22 protein-coding genes are annotated in these 21,257 nt (G+C 66.4%); 14 read left to right on the top strand and 8 right to left on the bottom strand.

The features are described 5' to 3' along the window. Positions 1–53 precede the first annotated feature (53 nt). From ACZYY4_RS19605 to ACZYY4_RS19555, 11 genes are all read left to right on the top strand, one after another. Positions 54–389 (top strand): hydrogenase maturation nickel metallochaperone HypA, encoded by a 336-nt coding sequence (locus tag ACZYY4_RS19605; protein ID WP_463811716.1) that lies wholly within the window; start codon positions 54–56, stop codon positions 387–389. Positions 390–411: 22 nt separating this feature from the next. Then, complete coding sequence (hypB, locus tag ACZYY4_RS19600; RefSeq protein ID WP_463811715.1) at positions 412–1,182, top strand: hydrogenase nickel incorporation protein HypB; 771 nt, start codon at positions 412–414, stop codon at positions 1,180–1,182. 333 nt (positions 1,183–1,515) lie between these two features. Continuing rightward, positions 1,516–2,574, top strand: coding sequence for an NADH-quinone oxidoreductase subunit B family protein (locus ACZYY4_RS19595; protein WP_463811714.1), 1,059 nt, complete (start codon positions 1,516–1,518; stop codon positions 2,572–2,574). A 44-nt stretch (positions 2,575–2,618) separates the two neighbouring features. Then, on the top strand, positions 2,619–4,415 hold the full coding sequence (locus tag ACZYY4_RS19590) for a nickel-dependent hydrogenase large subunit (protein WP_463811713.1): 1,797 nt from the start codon (positions 2,619–2,621) through the stop codon (positions 4,413–4,415). A 4-nt stretch (positions 4,416–4,419) separates the two neighbouring features. Then, on the top strand, positions 4,420–5,355 hold the full coding sequence (locus ACZYY4_RS19585) for a NifU family protein (RefSeq protein ID WP_463811712.1): 936 nt from the start codon (positions 4,420–4,422) through the stop codon (positions 5,353–5,355). Continuing rightward, a complete protein-coding gene (locus ACZYY4_RS19580; RefSeq protein WP_463811711.1) occupies positions 5,352–5,978 on the top strand; it encodes a DUF5947 family protein in 627 nt (208 codons plus the stop codon). Before ACZYY4_RS19585 ends, ACZYY4_RS19580 begins: the two co-directional genes overlap by 4 nt. Beyond that, positions 5,975–6,637 (top strand): DUF6084 family protein, encoded by a 663-nt coding sequence (locus tag ACZYY4_RS19575; RefSeq protein WP_463811710.1) that lies wholly within the window; start codon positions 5,975–5,977, stop codon positions 6,635–6,637. The genes ACZYY4_RS19580 and ACZYY4_RS19575 overlap by 4 nt, the downstream gene beginning before the upstream one ends. Beyond that, entirely contained in the window at positions 6,634–7,971 is a 1,338-nt protein-coding gene (locus ACZYY4_RS19570; protein ID WP_463811709.1) for a hypothetical protein, read from the top strand. Before ACZYY4_RS19575 ends, ACZYY4_RS19570 begins: the two co-directional genes overlap by 4 nt. Next, positions 7,971–8,099: a DUF6893 family small protein gene (locus ACZYY4_RS19565; protein WP_463811707.1), complete on the top strand. Its 129-nt coding sequence runs from the start codon at positions 7,971–7,973 to the stop codon at positions 8,097–8,099. Before ACZYY4_RS19570 ends, ACZYY4_RS19565 begins: the two co-directional genes overlap by 1 nt. Positions 8,100–8,115: 16 nt before the next feature. Beyond that, positions 8,116–8,604, top strand: a complete 489-nt coding sequence (locus ACZYY4_RS19560) for a hydrogenase maturation protease (protein ID WP_463811706.1) — start codon at positions 8,116–8,118, stop codon at positions 8,602–8,604. 3 nt (positions 8,605–8,607) lie between these two features. Beyond that, entirely contained in the window at positions 8,608–8,865 is a 258-nt protein-coding gene (locus ACZYY4_RS19555; RefSeq protein WP_463811704.1) for a HypC/HybG/HupF family hydrogenase formation chaperone, read from the top strand. Between the two features lie 16 nt (positions 8,866–8,881). Here ACZYY4_RS19555 and ACZYY4_RS19550 read toward each other — a convergent pair whose 3' ends face one another. Further along, complete coding sequence (locus tag ACZYY4_RS19550; RefSeq protein ID WP_463811702.1) at positions 8,882–9,364, bottom strand: Fur family transcriptional regulator; 483 nt, start codon at positions 9,362–9,364, stop codon at positions 8,882–8,884. A gap of 155 nt (positions 9,365–9,519) precedes the next feature. Here ACZYY4_RS19550 and nicT point away from each other — a divergent pair, with 155 nt between their 5' ends. Both nicT and ACZYY4_RS19540 read left to right on the top strand, forming a co-directional pair. Further along, positions 9,520–10,689 (top strand): Nickel transporter NicT, encoded by a 1,170-nt coding sequence (gene nicT, locus ACZYY4_RS19545; protein ID WP_463811700.1) that lies wholly within the window; start codon positions 9,520–9,522, stop codon positions 10,687–10,689. Between the two features lie 65 nt (positions 10,690–10,754). Next, positions 10,755–12,032 carry an ATP-binding protein gene (locus ACZYY4_RS19540; RefSeq protein ID WP_463811698.1) on the top strand — a complete coding sequence of 426 codons (1,278 nt, stop codon included), beginning with the start codon at positions 10,755–10,757 and terminating at the stop codon, positions 12,030–12,032. Positions 12,033–12,049: 17 nt separating this feature from the next. Here ACZYY4_RS19540 and ACZYY4_RS19535 read toward each other — a convergent pair whose 3' ends face one another. Genes ACZYY4_RS19535 through hypF form a run of 7 tightly spaced genes read right to left on the bottom strand, consistent with a single transcriptional unit; the run spans position 12,050 to position 19,215 of the window. After that, entirely contained in the window at positions 12,050–12,790 is a 741-nt protein-coding gene (locus ACZYY4_RS19535) for a DUF6390 family protein (protein WP_463811696.1), read from the bottom strand. Positions 12,791–12,808: 18 nt separating this feature from the next. Then, on the bottom strand, positions 12,809–13,954 hold the full coding sequence (gene hypD / locus ACZYY4_RS19530; RefSeq protein ID WP_463811695.1) for a hydrogenase formation protein HypD: 1,146 nt from the start codon (positions 13,952–13,954) through the stop codon (positions 12,809–12,811). A 35-nt stretch (positions 13,955–13,989) separates the two neighbouring features. Beyond that, the gene (locus tag ACZYY4_RS19525; protein ID WP_463811693.1) at positions 13,990–14,259 is read right to left on the bottom strand and encodes a HypC/HybG/HupF family hydrogenase formation chaperone; all 270 of its coding nucleotides are present in this window, start codon (positions 14,257–14,259) and stop codon (positions 13,990–13,992) included. Between the two features lie 50 nt (positions 14,260–14,309). After that, entirely contained in the window at positions 14,310–15,422 is a 1,113-nt protein-coding gene (gene hypE, locus ACZYY4_RS19520; protein WP_463811692.1) for a hydrogenase expression/formation protein HypE, read from the bottom strand. Continuing rightward, entirely contained in the window at positions 15,419–16,114 is a 696-nt protein-coding gene (locus ACZYY4_RS19515) for a D-sedoheptulose-7-phosphate isomerase (RefSeq protein WP_463811690.1), read from the bottom strand. Before ACZYY4_RS19515 ends, hypE begins: the two co-directional genes overlap by 4 nt. Further along, the gene (locus tag ACZYY4_RS19510) at positions 16,111–16,833 is read right to left on the bottom strand and encodes a HypC/HybG/HupF family hydrogenase formation chaperone (RefSeq protein WP_463811689.1); all 723 of its coding nucleotides are present in this window, start codon (positions 16,831–16,833) and stop codon (positions 16,111–16,113) included. The genes ACZYY4_RS19515 and ACZYY4_RS19510 overlap by 4 nt, the downstream gene beginning before the upstream one ends. Further along, positions 16,834–19,215 carry a carbamoyltransferase HypF gene (gene hypF, locus ACZYY4_RS19505; RefSeq protein ID WP_463811688.1) on the bottom strand — a complete coding sequence of 794 codons (2,382 nt, stop codon included), beginning with the start codon at positions 19,213–19,215 and terminating at the stop codon, positions 16,834–16,836. A gap of 339 nt (positions 19,216–19,554) precedes the next feature. Here hypF and ACZYY4_RS19500 point away from each other — a divergent pair, with 339 nt between their 5' ends. Further along, positions 19,555–21,210, top strand: a complete 1,656-nt coding sequence (locus tag ACZYY4_RS19500) for a PPE domain-containing protein (protein ID WP_463811686.1) — start codon at positions 19,555–19,557, stop codon at positions 21,208–21,210. Positions 21,211–21,257 lie beyond the last annotated feature (47 nt).

Below are 21,257 nucleotides of genomic sequence, written 5' to 3'. Positions count from 1 at the left end.
TAGAACGGTGCGCATGGGTCCGGCCATCGGTGCGCCGCGCAAGGTGACCAGCAGTGCATGAGCTGGCGCTGTGTGAGGCGATTGCCGGGGTAGTCAAACCGTATGCCGACGGCCGCCACGTCGACACGGTCCGCGTCCAGATCGGAGCGCTTCGACAGGTCGTTGCCGAATCCCTGTCCTTCTGCTGGACGTTGGTCCGCGATTACGCGGACCTACCCGACGCGGAACTCGAACTCGAGTTCGTCACCGCTGAGGTGCGGTGCCGTTCCTGCAGCCGGCATTCGAAGATCACCTCGCGATGGTCGTTGCTGTGCCCGCACTGCGAGAGTGCGGACGTCGAGGTGTTGTGCGGCAACGAGTTCCAGGTGACCTCGCTGGACGTTTCGTAGGGCCTCGGGAAAGGGCACCCTGATGGGAAGATTTCATCGACACGATGACGGCACCGTGCACACTCACGAACACGGCGATCACCAGCACGACCACGGCGATCACGGTGGCTATCACACCGGATCGCAGCGTATCGACGTGCTGGAGTCGATATTCGCCGAGAACGACATGCGGGCCGGTTATAACCGGGAGGCGTTCGCCAGCAACGGGGTTCGTGCACTGAACCTGATGAGCTCGCCGGGGTCGGGCAAGACGACGGTGCTGGCGGCCACCCTGGATCGGCTCGCGGGCGAGATCGCGGTCGGGGTCATCGAAGGCGATATCGCCACTGACCTGGATGCCGCCAAGCTCGACGGCCGCGGCGCGCAGGTGTCCTTGCTCAATACCAGCAACGGTTTCGGCGGCGAATGCCACCTCGACGCGCCGATGGTCGACCGTGCGCTGCGAGGACTGAACCTGGCCACCCTCGACCTGGTCGTCATCGAAAACGTCGGGAATCTGGTCTGTCCGGCCGAGTTCGACGTCGGCGAGCACGCCAAGGCGATGGTCTACTCGGTCACCGAGGGGGAGGACAAGCCGCTCAAGTATCCGGTGATGTTCCGCGCGGTTGACGTGGTACTGCTCAACAAGATCGATCTGGTGCCGCATCTCGACGTCGATATCGACACCTACTTTGCCCACATCCGCCAGGTCAACCCGACGGCGACCATTCTGCCGGTGAGTGCCCGCACCGGTACCGGCATGGATGCCTGGTTCGGCTGGCTGCGGCGGTTCGTCGCAGACGCAGCGTCTTGAGTTTGCTCGGCACCCGTGTCCGGGTTGTGGCCTCCGGCCAGATGCAACCGATTCGCATGACGCCCGTTTCGGTAGCCGAGTAACAGCCGGATCGTGTTTTGCCCATGCGGCAGTGGACAGCTCGTGATCCGCAGAGTGCGGTCACGCCACCGCGCCGAAGATCGGACGCAGCGGCTCCGAAACATCGCCGAACCAAACCATCGGATGTTGCTGTCGGATCGTTGACAACCGCTGACTGTGACGGTAAACACATAAACTAGTGCCGCGTAAGCGGACCGACGGACGGCCCCAGCGGTGTCAGGGTCGTCGGTGCGGTCCCGGAAAGCTGCAGCAATGCCAACGGAAGCAGCAATCAAAGCGGAAGAAACCTTGATCCACGTGCTGTGGATCAACGCCGGCTTGAGTTGCGACGGCGATTCGGTGGCGTTGACTGCCGCCACTCAGCCCAGCGTCGAGGAGATCGCGCTCGGGGCCCTGCCCGGACTGCCCAAGATCGCCATGCACTGGCCGCTGATCGACTTCGAGTGCGGCCCGGAGGGCGGCGCCGACGACTTCCTCGAGTGGTTCCATAAAGCCGACCGCGGTGAGCTCGAACCGTTTGTGCTCGTCGTCGAGGGCTCGATCCCCAACGAGAAATTGCACGACGAAGGCGGCTACTGGTCTGGATTCGGCAACAAACCGGGAACCAACCAGCCGATGACGACAAGTGAGTGGCTGGATCGGCTGGCCCCCAAGGCCACCGCGATCGTGTGCGCCGGCACCTGCTCCTGCTACGGCGGTATCCACGCGATGGCCGGCAACCCGACCGGAGCGATGGGGGTGCCCGACTACCTGGGCTGGGACTGGAAGAGCAAGGCCGGAATCCCGATCGTCTGCGTCCCCGGCTGCCCGATCCAGCCCGACAACCTGTCCGAAACGCTGACCTATTTGCTGTATATGGCCACCGGCCAGGCGCCGATGATCCCGCTCGATGAAGAACTGCGGCCGCAGTGGCTGTTCGGCGCGACCGTGCACGAAGGGTGCGACCGCGGCGGTTACTACGAACAGGGCCAGTTCGCCACCGAGTACGGCTCCCCGCTCTGCCTGGTCAAGCTGGGCTGCTGGGGCCCGGTGGTCAAATGCAATGTGCCCAAACGTGGCTGGATGAACGGCATCGGCGGCTGCCCCAACGTCGGCGGCATCTGCATCGGCTGCACCATGCCCGGGTTTCCGGACAAGTTCATGCCGTTCATGGACGAGCCGCCCGGCGGACACGTCTCGTCGACCGCGTCGGGGCTGTATGGCTCACTGATCCGCCCGCTGCGCCGCATCACCGGCAGGACCCTCGACAAGGAGCCGCGCTGGCGGCATAGCGGTAACAAGCTCACCACCGGAGCCAAACGCACCTGGTAGCTCCCGGCATACCACCCGGCCTGACAACAGAGAGCTGATCGAAGATGACCACCATTGTTCCCAAGCCGTCCCACAGCAAACGCGAACCCGGTCAACTCGTCGAGATGGCCTGGGATCCGATCACCCGGATCGTCGGCAGCCTCGGCATCTACACCAAGATCGACTTCGAGAACCGCGAGGTGGTGGAATGCAATTCCACGTCGTCGATCTTCCGCGGCTACTCGATATTCATGAAGGGTAAAGACCCCCGCGACGCGCACTTCATCACCAGCCGGATCTGCGGAATCTGCGGCGACAACCACGCGACGTGTTCCTGCTACGCACAGAACATGGCCTACGGTGTCAAGCCGCCGCATCTGGGCGAGTGGATCGTCAACCTCGGCGAAGCCGCGGAATACATGTTCGACCACTGCATCTTCCAGGAGAACCTGGTCGGGGTGGACTTCTGCGAGAAGATGGTCGCCGAAACCAATCCCGGCGTGCTGGCCAAAGCCGAGAACACTCTGGCGCCGCACTCCGAGGCTCATGGGTACCGGACCATCGCCGACATCATGCGCTCACTGAACCCGTTCAGCGGCGAGTTCTACCGAGAGGCGCTGCAGGTCAGCCGTTCCACGCGGGAGATGTTCTGCCTGATGGAGGGGCGCCACGTCCATCCGTCCACGCTGTACCCCGGCGGTGTCGGCACGGTGGCGACCATTCAGCTGATGACCGACTACATCACCCGGTTGATGCGCTACGTCGAGTTCATGAAGCGGGTCGTGCCGATGCACGACGACCTGTTCGACTTCTTCTACGAGGCGCTGCCCGGTTACGAGCAAGTCGGTCTGCGCCGCACCCTGCTGAACTGCTGGGGCTCCTTCCAGGACCCGGAGTACTGCAACTTCGCCTATAAGGACATGGAGGATTGGGGCCGGCGGATGTTCGTCACGCCCGGCGTGGTCGTCGACGGCAAACTTGTCACCAACTCGCTGGTCGATATCAACCTGGGCATCCGGATCCTTTTGGGCAGTTCGTATTACGAGGACTGGGAAGATCAGGAGATGTTCGTGCAACGCGACCCGCTGGGCAATCCGGTGGACCGGCGGCACCCGTGGAACCAGCACACCAACCCGCGCCCGCAGAAGCGGGACCTGGAGGACAAGTACAGCTGGGTGATGTCGCCACGCTGGTTTGACGGCAAGGATCACCTCGCGCTGGACACCGGCGGCGGCCCGCTGGCCCGGCTGTGGTCGACCGCGCTGTCGGGCCTGGTCGACATCGGCTACGTCAAGGCCACCGGCCACAGCGTGCAGATCAACCTCCCCAAAACCGCGCTCAAAGGTCCGGTCGAACTGGAATGGAAAATCCCGGTGCACGGCAGCAACACCATTGAGCGTGACCGGGCGCGGAGCTACTTTCAGGCCTACGCCGCGGCGTGTGCGCTGCACTTCGCCGAGAAGGCGCTGGTGGAAATCCGCGCTGGGCGGACCAAGACCTGGGAGAAGTTCGAGGTGCCCGACGAGGGCATCGGCTGCGGTTTCACCGAGGCGGTACGCGGTGTGCTCAGCCACCACATGGTGATCCGCGACGGCAAGATCGCCAACTACCACCCGTATCCGCCGACCCCATGGAACGCCAGCCCGCGGGACAGCTTCGGCACGCCGGGGCCCTACGAGGACGCCGTGCAGGGCCAACCGATCTTCGAGGAGAACGATCGAGAGCACTTCAAGGGCATCGACATCATGCGCACCGTGCGCAGCTTCGACCCGTGCCTGCCGTGCGGGGTGCACATGTATCTGGGCAAGGGCAAAACACTGGAGCGGCTGCACTCACCCACCCAATCCGCCGGCGGGGAGTAACCGCATGCCGGCTGAGCGCCCGGAGGAATCTCCGTCGGACGGGCAATGGCGCGGGACGGGCGATCGGATCCAATCGCTGCTGGACGCGACCTCGGCCGGCGGGGCGGCCATGCGGGAGCGGGCCGAAGAACTGGTCGGTGAAGTCGTCGACCTCTACGGCGCCGGTCTGGAACGGATCCTGACGTTGGTCGCCGACGCGTCAACTCCCGACATCCTCGACCGACTGGCCGCCGACGACTTGGTGGCCAGCCTGTTGCTGGTGCACGGCCTGCACCCGCACGATATCCACCGCCGGATCTCCGACGCGCTGGACAGTGTCCGGCCGTACCTGGGTTCGCACGGTGGCGATGTCGACCTCCTCGAGGTCGACGGTGACAAGGTCCGGCTGCAGTTTCTCGGCAGCTGCAGCAGCTGCCCGTCGTCGGCGGCGACGTTGGAGCTGACCATCGAGGATGCGGTCCGTGCCGCCGCGCCCGAGATTTCGTCCATCGAAGTCGTCGCCGGCGAGCGCGGCCACGCCGCCTCGGCATCGACGGTCATTCCGGCCGACTCGCTGCTGACGAAGATTCGTGGCGGCGGGGGAGTCCGGCCGGTCTGGCATCAGGTGCCCGACTTGGCCGGCCTGGTGCCGGGGGAGGTCGGCGGCTTTCTCGTCGACGGCACGACGGTGCTGGCCTGCCGGGTCGGTGATGCGCTGTACGCCTACCGCGACCACTGCCCGGTGTGCGACGGATCCCTGGCCGGCGCTGTGCTGCACCGCCCGATGACAAGCAAGGACCCGGTCCTGCGCTGTCCGCGGTGTCGTGGCCATTTCGATGTCGTGCACGCCGGCGCCGGTGTCGACCACCCGGACGCCCACCTGGATCCGGTGCCGCTGTTGGTCCGCGACGGCGTGTGGTCCATCGCGCTGCCCGCCCGATCCCTGGGAGTGTCGGCGTGACGAGCTCCTACGATGTCCTGACCCGGATCACCGGTAACCGCAGAGCATCCCAGCCCGCCGGCCACCGATGCGAAATGTGCTCCGAACCCATCGCCGAGGAGCATCAGCACGTTGCGAACATCGCGGGCCGGCAATTGCTGTGCACGTGCCGCCCCTGCTACCTGCTGTTCACCGACTCCCAGGCCGAGTTGCGGTACCGCGCGGTGCCGGACCGCTACCTGAGGTTCCCCGACTTCGCGTTGGACCGGCGCGCGTGGGAGGCATTGCAGATCCCGGTCGGGTTGGTGTTCTTCCTGCGCAACTCCACGCTGGGTCGCACCGTCGCGTTATACCCGGGACCGGCCGGCGCCACCGAGTCGGAACTCGACCTGGACGCGTGGAGCGAGATCAGCGCCGCCGACTCGCGGGTGGGTCTGGTGGCCGACGACGTCGAGGCGCTGCTGGTGCGGGTCCCCGACGAAGGAGACCCGGACTGCTATCTGGTGCCGGTGGATGCCTGCTTCGAATTCGTCGGCAAGCTGAGGACGTTGTGGCGCGGTTTCGACGGCGGCCAGCAGGCACGCGAGTTCATCGACGGCTTCTTCGCGCAACTGAGCACACGCAGCAAGGAACGGCAGCCATGACGTCGGCGGCCGGGCCGACCGCCGACCTTGCGTTCACGGTCGTGGACCTGGGGCCCGAACCCTACGCCGTCACCCCGTTGCTGACCGCCCGGATCGGTGTTTCGGCACCCGGCGACGAGCCGGTGCATGCCATCGCGTTGCGTTGCCAGGTCCGCATCGAACCATTGCGGCGCGCCTACTCCGACGAGGAAGAGGCCGGCATGGCCGACCTGTTCGGACCGCGGGAACGCTGGGCGACCACCCAGCGCACGTTTTTGTGGCAACACTGCACGGCGATGGTGCAGGGGTTCACCGGCGCCACCGAGGTGGTGCTTCCGCTGGAGTGCACCTATGACTTCGAAGTCGCCGCCGCCAAGTACCTGCATGCGCTGCGCGACGACGTCGTGCCACTGCAGTTCCTGTTCAGCGGAACGGTATTTCGGACCGGCCGACACGGGTTTTCCGTGCAGCAGGTGCCGTGGGACCGCGAAGACCGCTACCGCATGCCGGTGACGGTGTGGCGCACCCTGATGACGCAGCACTACCCGAGCAGCGGATGGGTGCGGCTGCACCATGACACCGTCGCCGCGTTGACCGCATACAAGTCCGCGCACGGACTGTTGGATGTCGATGAGGCCGTGACCACACTGCTTGCCGGGGTCCGCGAGGAGGTCCGGTGAGCGCCAACTGGGAGCGGGCCCGCACCATCGCCGACGCCGTGCTCTACGAGGGTTACCTGCTCTACCCGTATCGTGCGACATCACGCAAGAACCAGTCCCGTTGGCAATTCGGGGTTCTGGGTCCGCCCGGCGCGGCTGACGCAGCCATCGGTGAGGACGAGCGCCTGTCGGCGCAGTTCCTCGTCGACGGCGCGGATGCGATCATCCTGGTGGTGCGTTTCCTGCAACTGCAGCGTCGTGCAGCCGAACGTGACACCGGCGGTGGGAACTTCGAGCCGGTCGACGAACTGACCACGGCGTCGGGATCCCTGCTCACCTGGGATGAGGCCGTCGAAATCGAATTATCTTTCGGCCCGCTCGAATTCGCCGAAACGACGCGATCGTGGACACTGCCGGTGACGGTGGCCGGTGGCACCGATATCGAAGCGGCCGATGGTGGCCGGTTGGTACGCAGCCGCCACGACATCCGAGCGGAGTTGAGCGTCCGCGTCGAGCGCGATGACGGTCTGGACCGGATCACCGTCGCGGTGCGCAATACCGGCGCGGCCGCGGCGGACAAGGATGACGCCATCTCCCGATCGCTGATCGGCACCCACCTGATCGCCGAAGCGGTCGGTGGCGAATTCGTCTCACTGCTGGAACCACCAGAACCCGCGAGCGCCGCGGTCACCCGCTGCGAACAGCATCGCTGCTTCCCGGTGCTGGCCGGTGCACCCGGCGAGCGTGATCTGCTACTGATCTCACCGATCATCCTCTACGACCACCCCGAGATCGCAGAGCAGAGCGACGGCGCACTGTACGACTCCACCGAGATCGACGAGATCCTCACGCTGCGGGTGATGACCATGACCGACGAGGAGAAGGCGCAGGCCCGCGCCACCGATCCGCTGGCCGCGCAGATCATCGACCGCTGCGAGGCGATGTCACCGGAGGCGATGCAGCGGATGCACGGCGTGCTGCGCGATCCGCACCAGGCCGCCGGTCTGATCCCGGAGGTACCCGACGGCGTGGGGTGGTGGGAACCGGTGGCCGACAACGCGGTACGCCCGGGCGTCGACGCGGTGCTGATCAACGGCGTGCGGGTGGCCTGCGGCAGCCGCGTTCGGTTACATCCGGGGCGGCGCGCCGACGCGCAAGACCTGTTCTTCGCCGGGAAGATCGCACGGGTCACCTCGGTGCATGAGGACGTCGACGGCAACCAACACATCGGCGTCGTCATCGACGACGACGCATCGGCTGACATGTACGACTTATACGGTCGTTCACTGTATTTCGCGCCCGAGGAAGTCGAACCGCTCGAGGTACAACAAACCGGTCCGGGAAGGAGTTCTTGATGGGCATCGTAGAGGGGATAGGTTGGGTGGCCATTGTCATCGTGGGGGTGGCTGTGCTGGGCGCGGCAGCGCTGGGTCTGCGGTCGCTTCCCGACGCCAGGCGTTACCTCAAGATCCGGCGGATGTAGCTGATCGGGAGAAGGAATGGATTCCCGCATCCTGGTCGCCGGCATCGGCAATATCTTCCTCGGTGACGACGGCTTCGGCCCCGAGGTGCTGCGGCAGGTGTCGGCCCGGTTTACCGGATCCGAGCACGTGCGTGCCGTCGATTACGGTATCGGCGGCCTGCACCTGGCCTACGACCTGCTCGGAGACTGGGACGCCCTCGTCCTCGTCGATGCGGTGCCCGACCAGGGTTCGCCCGGGGCCGTGCGGGTCTTTGAGGCCGACCACGAATCACTGGGCGCCACCGCCACACTCGACGCGCACGGGATGGATCCGGCGACGGTCTTCGCCAGCCTTCGCGCGTTGGGTGGTGCTGCGCCGCGCACCATCGTGGTCGGGTGTGAAGTCGCCGACGTCGGCGACGGGATCGGCCTCAGTGACCCGGTCCGGGCGGCGGTGCCGGATGCGGTGACAGCGGTCGAGGCGGCGGTGGCGATGCTGCGGGCCGAGCCGGCAGGGAAGGTGTGACGTATGTGCCTGGGGATTCCCGGTCAGGTAGTCCGGATGCTCGACGGTTACGAGGGGCAATTGGCACTGGTCGACGTCGTCGGCGAGAACCGCAAGGTCAACATCGGCATGATGCCGGAGGAGACGTTCAACCCCGGGGACTGGATCATCATCCACATGGGTTTTGCGATCGAAAAGACGGATCGGGCCGGCGCTGACGCCGCGATGGCCGGTCTGCAGCTGCTCGGCCGAGGCGAGAGCGAACCGCCCACGACCAGATGAGCTTCGGTGGCGGCGGCTACGGGTTGGTGGTTGGGTTGGTGGCCTGGCACTGCGGGCACAGGCCGTGCAGTGTCAGGCCGGCTCGATCGGACAACGTGAATGAACTGCCCGCGCTCGCCTGTTCCAAGGCCGATGTCAGTCGCCCCGCGGGTACTTCGATGATCGACCGGCACCGGGTGCACACGGCGTGGTGGTGCGGGTCGATGGCCAGTCCGTAAGTGGTGACGCCGCTTTCGAGGGTCAATGCGTGCAGGACACCCTGATCCACCAGGGTGGTCACCGTCCGGTAGACGGTCGCCAGGTCCGCGGGGTGGTCTCCGTCAACGGCCGACTCGCGCAGCCGCTGGTGAATCTCCGCGACGGACAGATGGCTGTGCACCGGTTCGAGCACCGCCAATACCGCGATCCGCGACGCCATCCGCCGCAGCCCATGGGCGCGCAGTAGTTCACCGATCCGCTCGGCGACGGCCGGATCCCGCGGGTGGGGATTGGTGGTCACCTGTCCAGTGTCGCGCCCGGCGCATGCGATTGTCACGAGATTGCCGCACCCGGCAGAACCGTGGCGATTCCGGCGGAAGACTGGCATGCGCTCGGCGGAACAAATTACAGTCGTGACTGTTGAACCCGCTCTGCGCACAGCCGGAAGGGGCCGACATGGCCGTCGCTGCCGCCGACCGGGAGCCGTCGTTGCGGGAGCCGTCTTGGGCGTCCAAGCTGCGCGGTTTCCTGACGCCGCGCGAGTGGTTGCGGCTGGCGGCGATGTTCGCGGTGATCCTCGCACTGCATCTCATCGGCTGGATCACCCTGGCTTTCGTTGTCGAGCCGGCGCACTTGCACGTCGGCGGTGAGGCGTTCGGGATCGGCATCGGGTTCACCGCCTACCTCCTGGGTATGCGACACGCGTTCGACGCCGACCACATCGTCGCCATCGACAACACCACCCGCAAGCTGATGGGCGATGGGCAGCGCCCGCTGGGTGTCGGCTTCTTCTTCGCACTGGGGCACTCCAGCGTGGTCTTCGCGCTGGCGATGCTGCTGGCGATCGGGATCAGGGCAGTCGCCGGCCCGGTCCAAGACGATTCCTCGGCGCTGCAGCGCTACACCGGCCTGATCGGCACCGGCGTGTCCGGGGTATTCCTCTATCTGATCGCCATCCTCAACGTCGGCATCCTGGTCGGCATCCTGCGCGTCTTCGCCCGGATGCGCCGCGGCGACTTCGACGAGGCCGAACTCGAAGCACAGCTGGACAACCGCGGACTGCTCAACAGGATTTTCGGCCGCGTCACCAAATCGATCACCAAGTCGTGGCAGATGTACCCGGTCGGCATCTTGTTCGGGCTCGGATTCGACACCGCCACCGAGGTCGCCCTGCTTGTGCTGGCCGGCACCAGCGCCGCGGCCGGCCTGCCCTGGTACGCCATCCTGTGTCTGCCCATCCTGTTCGCCGCCGGCATGTGCCTGCTGGACACCATCGACGGCTCGTTCATGAACTTCGCCTACGGCTGGGCCTTCTCCAACCCGGTGCGCAAGGTCTACTACAACATCACCATCACCGGACTGTCGGTTGTGGTCGCGTTGCTCATCGGCACCATCGAACTGTTGGGCCTGCTGGCCGGTCAGCTCGGCTGGGACGGCGCCTTCTGGGACTGGCTCGGCGGTATCGACCTCAACACCATCGGATACGTCATCGTCGGCATATTCGTTGTCACCTGGGCGGTCGCCGTACTGCTCTGGCACTACGGAGGTCTCGAGGAAAAGTGGTCCGTGCAGACCGACCCCGTCGGCGCAATCACGTCGGATAGCGAACTTCTGACCAACAATTAAATCCCTCGCTTCGGGAGTCGTCATGGTGTAGAAGTAACGGTTATCGATTAAGCGAGGTGATTGGTATGCCTCCCTGGCGGATACGTGACTTCCACGACGACGACCTCGATCAGGCGATCTCTATTTGGGATGAGAGCCGAGGTCCGGGCGAGCCGCAACCGGTCTTCCCGATCTCCGAGGTGACATCGGCGGCGAGATCGGGGCAGCCGGCGGTGGTAGCGGTGGTCGGTGACGAACTCGTCGGCATGGCGGTAGCCGACTTCCACGGCGAACGCGCGTGGATTTCGATGGTCGCGTTGAGCAGTCGGTGGCGGAGCCGGGGCATCGGCAGCGCACTGATCGATGAAATCGGGCGGCGCCTGCGCACGCTCGGCGTCCGGCGGATCGGCGCCTTGCTGCCACGCGAGGCCACCGGGACGGCAGCGCTTCGCCACTCCGGCTATCAGGAGCGACCCGACGTGACGTTTTTCCAGAAGGCGGACCCTGCTGGAGCTTCGGATGCGGGTCTGCTCGCAGAACTCGGCGGGCAGGTGATACCCCGCGGGCTGTGGCACGCGATGGCGGGGATGGAGTCGGAAAAACAAGTCGTCGAGCGGCGGATGGTGCTGCCGCTGACCGAGCCCGGCGCCGCGCAGGAATACGGTGTGTCGCCGCCGAAGGCAGTGATCCTGTTCGGGCCGCCGGGCACTGGTAAAACCAGCTTCGCCAAGGCCGTTGCCGGCCGGCTCAGCTGGCCGTTCGTCGAGGTTTTTCCGTCGCGGCTGGCAGCTCCGGACGTGACGATGGCCAGCGCGCTGCGAGGAACATTCACCGCCCTGATGGACCTGGAAGCCGTCATAGTGTTCATCGACGAAGTTGAGGAGATTGCCGGGTCGCGTTCGGGTGTGCCGTCCGATCCGATGCATGGCGTCACCAACGAGCTACTCAAATTGATACCGGCGTTCCGTCAGCGTGACGAGCGGTTGCTCATCTGCGCGACGAACTCGGTGCGGTCGCTGGACTCGGCGTTCCTACGGCCGGGCCGGTTCGACTACATCATCCCGATCGGGCCCCCGGATGCGGTCGCGCGAAGGGAGATCTGGGGGCGGTATCTCGGTGGTGCCGTCGATTCGGTCGACGTCGACGCACTGGTCGGCGCCAGCGAGATGTTCACTCCGGCCGACATCGAGTTTGCCGCACGCAAGGGCGCACAGTTCGGCTTCGAGCGTGAGATCGAGTTTCGCCGGGGTGAGCCACCCCAGACACAGGATTACCTGACGGCGATCACCGAGACCCGCCCCTCGCTGACCGATGCCGCGCTTGCCGAGTTCTCCGAAGACATCGAGCTCTACACCAGGCTGTGACCCAGACGCCGCCGTGACTAGGCCTGCGCGAGCCGCTGATTGGTGACCCTCAACTGGCGGACCGTGCTGTCGGCCAACGACTGAATCTGCTCGGGATGCAGCCGCCCGCACAGCCGGCCCCAGTGCACCGCGACCTCGTCGCCCGCGGCCACGTCGGGAACGGCGCTGTAACCGTCGACGCACACCTGAAGTTGCCGCAGCGAAGGTTCGGACAGGCCGAGTTCGCGACCGCTCCAGGTCAGCGCCCGCGCCGATACCTCGATGTCATTGTGTGATCGGGAAAGCACTGTCGCCCAGGAGATTCGACAATTTTCCAGCACTCGCAACGGGTGCTCGTCGAGGCCTTTGCCCAATAATCGCGACCACGGATAGACACCGAATACGTGGAAACAGTGGTTGGGGGCCGCTTCACCGGCCAGGTCGGCGGTCAGATGCGACCAGTACCGACCCGCCCGCGGTCCGATGATGGCGAGCAACGCGTCGGCGAACTCACCGCCGTCGATCTCGGCGCCGATACCGCCGCCGAGCCAGTACGACTCGACGAGTCGGTGATCCAATGGGTCGGCGATACCGGTTTTCGCGGCCAGCACCCGCAGATAGGGCCACACCCCGGAAAACGTCGCCGCTGCCGCGCGCACGTCGTCTACCGTCCCGTCGCGCAGCGTGGCGCCCAGCGGTGGGCCGCAATAACCCAGCGCGTTCGGCGCATAGGCGTAGCGCGCGAACAGCTCGACCCCCCGGGTGTCCGGATTGTTCAATGCCGACGGCTCCAACCGTCACACCGGCGCGGGCTGCTCAGCGAGCTTGACCGCATCGCGGTGCATCCGGCCGAAGTTGTAGTAGGCCGCACACGCCCCCTCGGGTGAGACCATGCACGTCCCGATCGGGGTTTCCGGGGTGCACGCGGTGCCGAAAACCTTGCACTCCCACGGCTTGAGCACGCCCTTGAGCACTTCGCCGCACTGGCAGGACTTCGGGTCGGCAACTCGAACGCCGGGCATGTCGAAGAGCAGTTCGGCATCGAACTCCGCGAAGTTGGCGTTGATCTTCAGCGCGCTCTGCGAAATGAAGCCCAGGCCACGCCATTCGAAGTGTGGACGCAGCTCGAACACGTTGGCCATCAACGTCAATGCCGCCGGGTTGCCGCGATCGGGCACGACGCGGGAGTATTGGTTCTCCACCTCACAGCGACCTTCCCGAATCTGCCTCAGCAGCATCGCGACCGAGGCGATCAGGTCCAGCGGCTCGAATCCGGCCACCACGAGCGGAGTCTTGTACACCTCGGACACGAACCGGTAGGGCCGGATCCCGACGACCGTCGACGTGTGTCCCGGTCCGATGAAGCCGGCCAGCCTCAGGTCCGGTGATTCCAGGATGGCCTTGATCGGCGGAATGATCATCACGTGGTTGCAGAACACACTGAAATTGGACAGGCCCAACTCCCGGGCGCGGACCAACGTCACCGCGGTGGACGGCGCGGTGGTCTCGAAGCCGATGCCGAAGAACACCACATGCTTGTCCGGGTTGTCGACCGCAATCTTGAGGGCATCCAGCGGTGAGTAGACGAAGCGCACGTCGGCGCCGCGCGCCTTGGCGTCGAGCAGGCTCCCGTCGGATCCCGGGACCCGCATCATGTCGCCGAAGCAGGTGAAGATCACGTCCGGTTGGCCGGCGAGCCACATCGCGTCGTCGATACGCCCCATCGGGATCACACAGACCGGACACCCCGGCCCGTGGACCAGCTCGACGTTGTCCGGCAGCAGGTGCTCGATGCCGTGGCGGTAGATGGTGTGGGTATGCCCGCCGCAGATCTCCATGAACTTGAAGTACTGGCCGCCGTCGCCGGCAGCGGCCAACCGGTTGATCGCACCCAGCAGCTTGCGGGCCGCCGCCGGGTCACGGAAATCTTCGACGAAATCCATATCTGTGCCTTCCTGATTGGAGCCGAGTCGTCTGGCTAAACGATCGCGGTGGTGTCGAACGCCTCCATCTCGCTGTCATAGAACTCGCCGAGCTTCTGCATGGCGGCGAGCGTGAGCATCGCCTCGGTCTCGTCGATCCGCGACATCGCGAATCCGACGTGAACCAACACCCATTCGTCGACTTGCGGCATGTCTTCTAAGAGGCGCACGCTGATGGCGCGCTGCACTCCACTGACATCCACCTTGGCCAAATGGTTAGCGGCATCGGTGATTTCCACGATCCGCCCCGGAACTCCAAGACACATTCTCCGTCGTCTCCTTCTCTGAGCCAAAGCCCGGTATCGACCTGAATTCCTCAGCAGATCCTGGGCAGCGGATCGCCGACCAACATGTCGACCATCCGCGATCCGCCGAACGCGGTCCGCACCACGACGCTCTCGGCGGGCTCCGCTATCACCTGCCCGATCTCGGCGGCGTCGACACCCAGCGGATGCGACCGCAGCGCGGCCAGCCCGGCCTCGGCCTCTTCGGGTGCGACGACCGCGACGAACTTGCCCTCATTGGCGACATAGAGCGGATCGATGCCGAGCAGTTCGCAGGCGCCCTTGACCATCGGACGCACCGGCATCCGACTTTCCTCCAAGAGCACTGCCAGGCCGCAGGATTGGGCCAGCTCGTTGCAGACGGTGGCCACCCCACCGCGGGTCGGGTCGCGCAGCCATCGGGTGGACGGCGCGGCCCCCAACAGCAACTCCACCAGGGCGCTGACCGACGCGGTGTCGGAGTGGATGTCGGCTTCGATGGCGAGATCGCCGCGCGCCAGCATCACCGCCATCCCGTGATCGCCCATCGTCCCCGACATCAACACCTTGTCGCCGACGCGCACCGACTCCGCCGACAGCTGTCGGCCGACCGGAATGACACCCGCCCCGGTGGTGGTGATGAACAGACCATCGGCCGCGCCTTTGGGCACCACCTTGGTGTCCCCGGTGACGATCTGCACGCCCGTCGCCGCCGCCGCGGCAGCCATGTCGGCGACGATCTCCTTCAATTCGGCGATGGAAAAACCTTCCTCGATCACGAATGCCGCTGCGATCCATTGCGGCACCGCACCGGTCACCGCAAGATCGTTGGCGGTACCGTGCACGGCAAGCCCGCCGATCGAGCCGCCCGGAAAGCGTCTGGGCTGCACCACGAACGAGTCGGTGGACATCACCAGCCGTTCGCCGCTGGGCAGTGTCAGTACCGCCCCGTCACCCAGCGATTCCAGCAGCGGATTGCGGAACGCCTCCACGAAGACGGCGTCGAGGAGCGCGGCCGAGGCTTTTCCGCCTGCGCCGTGCGCCATCGTGATGTGTTCGTCGATCAGTCGTGGACGGCGCTTGCGATAGGACTCGATCCGCTCGATCACGTCACTCTCGGCGAACTTCGGCCCACTCGAACGGTATTCGCTGACTGAATTACTCACGACGCCATCGTCTCCTGTTCGCGCAGCTGTTCATCGACCGATAACCACAGGTAGAAGCCGAGGTTTGCCTGCGACTCCTGAATCCGGTGCACGCTTTGTGAGCGAACCGTGAAGCAGGCGTCGACGTTGGGGTCGTCGGCGAACGCACCTCCGGAGTAGCCGGAGAAGCCAACCGTGTACAGACCCCGACCATGCGCCTCCCTCAGTGCCGTGATCAGATTCGGGGAGCTGCCGCTGGTGGACAACGCGATTGCGATGTCTCCGGTCCTGGCGTGGGCGATCAACTGGCGGGAGAACACCAGCTCGTATCCGACGTCGTTGCTCAGCGCGGTCAGGACCGACGAATCGGCGGTCAATGTCCGGGCCGGCAACGGTCTGCCGATCGGCGGCCGGGCGAACAGTGTCGCCAGGGTCGTCGCGTCGGTGGAGCTTCCACCGTTGCCGAAGGTGAACATTCGTCCGCCCGCGGCAAACCGGCGAGCCAGCTCACCGGCGACGGTCGCCAGCAGTGCGGTGTTGGCCTGCAGGGTGGACTTACGCAACGCCAGGCTCTCGGCCGCCTTCTCCTGCGCCGACGCGGCAAGGTCGGCCAGCAACGGTTTGGGGTCGTGTTCTTCGGCGTCGATGAACGGATACAGGAAGTTGGTCTCTTCTACCTGTGCGTCAGCACCGCCGGACGATTCTTCGCTCACGAACGCTCCTCCTTCACTTTGCTGATCGCGGTCCCGGCATGAATCAGCAGCAGTTCGCCGACGGCTACCCGGCCGACCACCGTGGTCACGACGGTTTCCGTGCCGCGGGCGGTGCGCACCGTCGCGGTGCCCCCGCTCGGTTCGGTCAGCACCTCGCCCAGACGTCCCTCGTCACTGCAGGTGATGCAGACGTCGTCTTGACATTCGGCGTCGGGTTTCAACAGGCCGGGATGTTCGAAACAGACGTGGGTCAGCTCCCACAGCAGGTGGTAGAACAGCACGAAACCGCCCCGCGCCGGCACTCGTGGGTCCGGATCATCCAGCCACAGCACATGATCGGCAGCGCCGTCCGGCGGCCGCTGGCCGCTGCCGATCCAGACGGTGGTGACGCCCCAGGCCGGGCTGCGGCGCATCACCGACCTCACCTCGGCGTTGTCGGCTCCGCTGACCGCGATGACGATGTCGCCGGGCCGGACCGATACCCGTACCTGGTCCACCAGCTCGGATCCGGTCAGCGCCACCGCCGGTAACGCACGTTTGCCCATGATCACCGGATGCACGAACTCGACCGCGATGTGCAGGGCGTGCGGTTCCCAGGTCGGCGCCATCGACCACATGGTGGCGCCGGCCGCGAACCGCTTGGCCAGGGCGAACGAAGCGGCGGCCAAGTCGGCCGCCATGTCCGCGCCCAGACCCTGGTCGAGTGTGGTGGTAGTCATCTAGCCCTCCTGCCGAACCGAGCCGGTCTGCGAGTCCAGCGCCCGCAGCACCGAGACCGTCGCCTGCCCGAGTGCCAGCCCCCCGTCGTTGGGCGGGACGGTCCGGTGGGTCAACACCTCAAAACCGGCCTGCTGCAGTCGTTGCCGACACAGTCCCAGCAGCAGCACGTTCTGGAACACCCCGCCGGTGAGGCCCGTCAGCCGCACCGTGCCGGCGGCCCGGGTGACCACCTCGGCGACCGCGGTGGCGACCGCCTGGTGAAACCCCGCCGCCAGCACTGCCGGGCTCACCCCGCCGCGCAGCCCGGCCACCAGCGCGCGGATCATGCCCACCGGGTCGATCACGCCGTCATCGTCGACATCCAGTCGTAGCCGCCCGGCGTCGGTCACTGCGGTCACAGCCGGTTCGGCCAGCACCTCCAGTTCGATGGCGGCCTGACCCTCGTAGTCGATCCGGTGCCGCACCCCGAGCAGGGAGGCGACCGCGTCGAACAACCGGCCCATGCTCGAACACGCCACGCAGCCCACTCCGCTGTCCAATTGCGAACGCGTGACGCGCAACTCGGCGATGCCGGCGGCGGCCACGGGAGGCAGATCCGGCGTCCATTCGATGCCGGCCGTCCACAGCTGTGACAGCGCCATCCGCCACGGATTGCGCACCGCTGCGTCACCACCCGGCAGGGGTACCGGGCGCAGGTGCCCGACCCGGGTGAATCGGTGGTTGTCGGGCCCGACGGCCAGGATCTCCCCGCCCCAGATGGTGCCGTCGCTGCCGTAGCCGGTGCCGTCGAACGCAACCCCGATGATCGGTTCGCCGATCCGGTCATGTTCGGCCAGCAGTGAGACGACATGCGCATGGTGGTGCTGGACCAGATCCAGTGGACGGTCGCCGACGTGGCGTTCAGCCCAGTTTCGGGTCTGATATCCCGGATGCAGGTCGGCGGCCAATCGCACCGGCTGCCCGCGGATCTGGCTGAGCTGGCCGACGGCGTGCTCGAACGCGCACAGCGTCTGGTAACTGGCCATGTCGCCGATATGCCCGGACAGGTAGGCCAGCGGGCCGTCGGTGAGGCAGAAGGTGTTCTTCAGTTCGCCGCCGACGGCCAACACCGCCGGGCCGTCGCGGCCGAGGTCGACCGGCAGCGGTGCGTAACCGCGGGATCGGCGGATCGGCAGCTCCTGACCGTCGACGACGCGGACCACCGAGTCGTCGCACGGCACGTGGATGGGGCGGTTGTGGTCGAGTACCGCATCGCAGAGGCCAGAAGGCCCGGAGAGTCGCTGTGCCGCATCGTCTTCGGTGAAGCAGATCGGCTCGTCGGAATGGTTGGCGCTGGTCAGCACCAGCGCATCCGGCACCGGCTCGCGGCCCCCCGGGGCCGGGGCGAGGAGCAGATGATGTACCGGTGTGTAGGGCAGCATCAGTCCGATCAATGGGCTGCCCGGCGCGACGGCGTCGGCGACCGGCGCGTCTTCACGCCGGCGCAGCAGCACGATCGGGCGGGCCGCGCTCGACAGCACTGCGGCCTCGTGGTCGTCGATGCGGGCGTATCGACGTGCGACCGCTATGTCCCGCACCAGCACGGCGAACGGTTTGCCACCGCGGGCCTTGCGGGTGCGCAACGCGGTGACGGCCGCTTCGTCGTCGGCCAGGCAGGCCAGGTGATAGCCACCGATGCCCTTGATCGCGACGATGGCAGCGGTGGCCAGCGCCCGCTGGGTCGCGGCCAGGGCGGCATCGGATCCTTGCACCCGCTGGGTGCCGCACCGAAACCACAGCGACGGCCCACAGTCCGGGCAGGCGATCGGCTGGGCGTGGAACCGACGGTCGGTCGGATCGTGGTATTCGGCGGCGCACCGGTCGCACATGTCGAAGCCCGCCATCGTGGTGGCCGGCCGATCGTAGGGCAGCGCCTCGATGATGGTGAACCGCGGTCCGCAGTTGGTACAGGTCACGAACGGGTGGCGGTAGCGCCGGTCATGGTCGTCGAACAGCTCGGTGACACAGTCGTGGCACACCGCGATATCCGGCGGGATCGGCGTGGTGGCACCGGCCACCGTCTGGCTTTCCACGATCCGGAAGCCGGACCCGCCCGCGGCGTCGGCCGCGGTGTCGACCGCGGATATGGCGCTGATCCGCGCCAGCGGCGGAGCCTGTGCCGGTAACCGGCGGCCGAATTCGTCGACGGCGGCGGCCGGTCCCTGCACCTCGAGGAAGACCGCGCCGGAATCGTTACCGACGAACCCGGTCAGGCCCAGTTCGGTCGCGATCCGATGGACGAACGGACGGAAGCCGACCCCCTGAACCACACCGGTCACGGTGAACCGCCGCCGAACCTGCCCGGATTTGGGGGCGGATCGCAGCATCAGTGACGGTGTCATGCCAACCGCCACGCGACGTTGAACATCGCTGAACCGGATAGCTCGACATGCTCGCCGGTCCGATCGATACACCGTTCAACGCACGTCTCGATCACCTTCGATCACGGGGTGAAGCCAATGCCAACAGCGTAGGCGCATTCGCTGCGCGGCGATGGCGATTGCGGCGGTGTTCTGTTCACCTGCGAATCATTTGCAATGTTCTTCTTGCGAATCGCCTGCATCAGGCGACGCGCTGTTTTATCGTCGGGACAGTCTTCACGAGGATTCGACGGAGACAGGAGTAGCTGTCATTAGTTTGCCTCCGGGACACTGCGATGCGCTGATTGGCTGCGGCTGGTCATGACCGCGCCGGTCTGGATGGCCGCGCCGCCGGAAGTGCATTCGGCGTTGCTGAGCAGCGGGCCGGGACCGGGACCGTTACTCGCCGCGGCGGCCGCGTGGAGTTCGCTCGGTGCGGAATACACCGCGGCCGCCGAGGAACTCTGTGGGTTGTTGGGAGTGGTACAGGCCGGGTTGTGGCAGGGGGTCGGTGCCGAGCAGTATGTGGCTGCCCACGTCCCCTACCTGGCGTGGTTGTTGCAGGCCAGTACGGACAGCGTCGGGATGGCCGGCCTGCATGAGGCCGCGGCTGCCGCTTACGCCGCTGCGCTGGCAGCCATGCCGACATTGGCCGAACTGGCCGCCAACCACGCCACTCACACAGTGTTGCTGGCAACGAATTTCTTCGGGATCAACGCCATTCCGATCGCCGTGAACGAAGCCGATTATGTGCGGATGTGGATTCAGGCGGCCACCACGATGAGCGCATACCAGACGGTGTCGACCACGGCGGTGGCCGCAGCGCCGCAGACGACGCCTGCACCCGCGATCATGCACACCGCTGCCGCATCCGACCCGGGCAATTCGAACCATCCGCCACCACCGCCGCCGAGCCACAACGGGCAGGTCCCCGACGATCCACTGGCGCAATTGTTCAAGGATTTGATCCCGGGAAATATTTACCAAGACAATGGCGCCGATTCCTTTTGGCAGCTGATATTCCCACAAGGAGATTTCAACCCGCCGCCGGCTCCACCCGGTACCACCGTATGGGACCAAATTGAGCTGATCTTCAACAATATGGTCGTCGGATCCTCATATCTTCCGGATTACCAAGCTGCGGCAAACAATCCCGCACAATTATTGGCGGTGACGCTGCTCTTGGGCGTCCAACTCATCACCCACCGAATAGCCGATGTCATCCAGCTGGTCCAACTCCCGGCGGTGAGTTCGCTTCTGGGGGCCGCCGCCCCCGCCGCCGGCAGCGCAGCGTTGGGCGGCTTCGCCGGGCTCTCCGGGCTGGCCGGCCTGGCCCCGCCGGTACCGGCCGCCGCACCGCCGATTCCGGTCACACCCGCCCCCCAGCCGCTCGCCGCGCCCGCCCCTGCCTTGGGTGTCGCCCCGCTTCCGCCCCCCAGCGCGGCGGCGGCCCCTGCGGCCCCTCCCGCCGCCCCACCGCCGCCGTCACCACCTCCACCGCCGCCCCCGGCGCCACCGAACCCGGCGCCGGCTGCCCTGGCGTCGCCCTGGTTGGTGGGCGGTCCCGGCATCGGACCCGGATCGAGCATGAGCAGCAGTGCCGAGGCACGGAGAACGGCGCCGAAGCCCGACGCCGCCGCAGCTCCGTCGGTCGCGGCGGCCGCTCGGGCCAAGCGACCGGAGCGTCGACGCCGTCGGCCGCAGATGCGCGGATACGGCGATGAATACATGGAGATGAATGTCCAGGTCGAGCCGGACTGGGGTGCCGCGGCGGACCGGGGGCGGGCCGCCTCGGCGAGCGCATCGCATCGGGGAGCCGGAACAATCGGCTTCACAGGCACCGCGCCCACCGATGCCGCAGTGCGCGCCGCGGGGCTGGCCATCCTGGCCGGGGATTCTTTCGGGGGCGGCCCGACCGTGCCGCTGGTGCCGGGCAGCTGGGAAAATCAGGCGGACGGGCCCGACCTGCGGGCGTAACCGGGCAGGGACGGCCAAACGCTCATCAAGTCGGGCGTCCCTGATCA

Source organism: Mycobacterium sp. IDUB_21, from assembly GCF_055419425.1.
This window is presented reverse-complemented; position numbering and strand designations above follow the sequence as displayed.

Coding starts and splice junctions, on each gene's coding strand:
- hypB (WP_463811715.1), top strand. CDS start 412: ATGGGAAGATTTCATCGACACGATGACGGCACCGTGCACACTCACGAA.
- ACZYY4_RS19595 (WP_463811714.1), top strand. CDS start 1,516: ATGCCAACGGAAGCAGCAATCAAAGCGGAAGAAACCTTGATCCACGTG.
- ACZYY4_RS19590 (WP_463811713.1), top strand. CDS start 2,619: ATGACCACCATTGTTCCCAAGCCGTCCCACAGCAAACGCGAACCCGGT.
- ACZYY4_RS19585 (WP_463811712.1), top strand. CDS start 4,420: ATGCCGGCTGAGCGCCCGGAGGAATCTCCGTCGGACGGGCAATGGCGC.
- ACZYY4_RS19575 (WP_463811710.1), top strand. CDS start 5,975: ATGACGTCGGCGGCCGGGCCGACCGCCGACCTTGCGTTCACGGTCGTG.
- ACZYY4_RS19565 (WP_463811707.1), top strand. CDS start 7,971: ATGGGCATCGTAGAGGGGATAGGTTGGGTGGCCATTGTCATCGTGGGG.
- ACZYY4_RS19560 (WP_463811706.1), top strand. CDS start 8,116: ATGGATTCCCGCATCCTGGTCGCCGGCATCGGCAATATCTTCCTCGGT.
- ACZYY4_RS19555 (WP_463811704.1), top strand. CDS start 8,608: ATGTGCCTGGGGATTCCCGGTCAGGTAGTCCGGATGCTCGACGGTTAC.
- nicT (WP_463811700.1), top strand. CDS start 9,520: ATGGCCGTCGCTGCCGCCGACCGGGAGCCGTCGTTGCGGGAGCCGTCT.
- ACZYY4_RS19540 (WP_463811698.1), top strand. CDS start 10,755: ATGCCTCCCTGGCGGATACGTGACTTCCACGACGACGACCTCGATCAG.
- hypD (WP_463811695.1), bottom strand. CDS start 13,954: ATGGATTTCGTCGAAGATTTCCGTGACCCGGCGGCGGCCCGCAAGCTG.
- ACZYY4_RS19525 (WP_463811693.1), bottom strand. CDS start 14,259: ATGTGTCTTGGAGTTCCGGGGCGGATCGTGGAAATCACCGATGCCGCT.
- ACZYY4_RS19510 (WP_463811689.1), bottom strand. CDS start 16,833: ATGACTACCACCACACTCGACCAGGGTCTGGGCGCGGACATGGCGGCC.
- hypF (WP_463811688.1), bottom strand. CDS start 19,215: ATGACACCGTCACTGATGCTGCGATCCGCCCCCAAATCCGGGCAGGTT.
- ACZYY4_RS19500 (WP_463811686.1), top strand. CDS start 19,555: ATGACCGCGCCGGTCTGGATGGCCGCGCCGCCGGAAGTGCATTCGGCG.